Genomic DNA, 265 nt, shown 5'->3' with positions numbered 1-265 from the left:
CACCTCAAGGTCGTAGACCTTCGCCGCGCCCGGATCGCTGGATGGACGCGGCATGGGCAGCACGACGACGATGCGGCCCAGCGCGCCCGGCCAGGGCTTGCAGGCAGCCAGGCGCTCGTCGAGCGGCCGGTTCGGATGCAGCCGTGCATGCATGCGTTCGGCCAGGCCGCTTTCGCAGGCGGCCTGCGCGGCGTGGCCCAGGAGCAGCAGGCCGAGCCAGATGAGGACTCGGCGAAGGCGCGATGCGGCGCTCATGCGCTGGTGG

At 72.5% G+C, this 265-nt stretch carries 1 protein-coding gene; it reads right to left on the bottom strand.

The features are described 5' to 3' along the window. A partial coding sequence (locus tag CVH10_RS21335) for a hypothetical protein (RefSeq protein ID WP_219924956.1) occupies positions 1-265 on the bottom strand: 265 nt, incomplete at both ends.

It is taken from the genome of Halomonas sp. ND22Bw (genome assembly GCF_003011945.1).
Taxonomy (GTDB): domain Bacteria; phylum Pseudomonadota; class Gammaproteobacteria; order Pseudomonadales; family Halomonadaceae; genus Halomonas; species Halomonas halophila.
This window is presented reverse-complemented; position numbering and strand designations above follow the sequence as displayed.